1 rRNA gene (running past one end of the window) is annotated in these 1,379 nt (G+C 51.6%); it reads left to right on the plus strand.

The window, feature by feature from the left end:
• Positions 1–1,361, plus strand: a 23S ribosomal RNA gene (locus ACIGBN_RS17040) (it extends 1,251 nt beyond the left edge of the window).
• Positions 1,362–1,379: the final 18 nt, after the last annotated feature.

The raw sequence follows: 1,379 nt of genomic DNA on the forward strand, positions 1-1,379 counted from the left end.
GGTGAAGTGGTTGATGCCATGCTTCCAGGAAAAACTTCTAAGCTTCAGATATGTAGAAACCGTACCCCAAACCGACACAGGTGGTCAGGTAGAGAATACCAAGGCGCTTGAGAGAACTCGGGTGAAGGAACTAGGCAAAATGGTACCGTAACTTCGGGAGAAGGTACGCCGGCCGGTGTGAAGGACTTGCTCCGTAAGCACTAGTCGGTCGAAGATACCAGGTGGCTGCGACTGTTTATTAAAAACACAGCACTCTGCAAACACGAAAGTGGACGTATAGGGTGTGACGCCTGCCCGGTGCTTGAAGGTTAATTGATGGGGTTAGCGCAAGCGAAGCTCTTGATCGAAGCCCAAGTAAACGGCGGCCGTAACTATAACGGTCCTAAGGTAGCGAAATTCCTTGTCGGGTAAGTTCCGACCTGCACGAATGGCGTAACGATGGCCACACTGTCTCCACCCGAGACTCAGTGAAATTGAAATCGCAGTGAAGATGCTGTGTATCCGCGGCTAGACGGAAAGACCCCGTGAACCTTTACTATAGCTTCACAGTGAACTTTGAACCTATTTGTGTAGGATAGGTGGGAGGCTTTGAAACTTGGACGCCAGTTCAAGTGGAGCCAATCTTGAAATACCACCCTGGTATGTTTGAGGTTCTAACTCAGGTCCATTATCTGGATCGAGGACACTGTGTGGTGGGTAGTTTGACTGGGGCGGTCTCCTCCCAAAGAGTAACGGAGGAGCACGAAGGTGTGCTCAGCATGGTCGGAAATCATGCGTAGAGTGTAAAGGCAAAAGCACGCTTAACTGCGAGACAGACACGTCGAGCAGGTACGAAAGTAGGTCTTAGTGATCCGGTGGTTCTGTATGGAAGGGCCATCGCTCAACGGATAAAAGGTACTCCGGGGATAACAGGCTGATACCGCCCAAGAGTTCACATCGACGGCGGTGTTTGGCACCTCGATGTCGGCTCATCACATCCTGGGGCTGAAGCCGGTCCCAAGGGTATGGCTGTTCGCCATTTAAAGTGGTACGCGAGCTGGGTTTAGAACGTCGTGAGACAGTTCGGTCCCTATCTGCCGTGGACGTTTGAGATTTGAGAGGAGCTGCTCCTAGTACGAGAGGACCGGAGTGGACGAACCTCTGGTGTTCCGGTTGTCACGCCAGTGGCATTGCCGGGTAGCTATGTTCGGACGGGATAACCGCTGAAAGCATCTAAGCGGGAAGCCTCCCTCAAGATAAGATCTCACTGGGACATAAGTCCCCTGAAGAGCCGTTCGAGACTAGGACGTTGATAGGTTGGGTGTGTAAGTGCTGTGAGGCATTGAGCTAACCAATACTAATTGCTCGTGAGGCTTGACCATATAACACCAAAGTGGTTT

It is taken from the genome of Marinomonas sp. NPDC078689, assembly GCF_044542435.1.
Taxonomy (GTDB): Bacteria; Pseudomonadota; Gammaproteobacteria; order Pseudomonadales; family Marinomonadaceae; genus Marinomonas; species Marinomonas arenicola.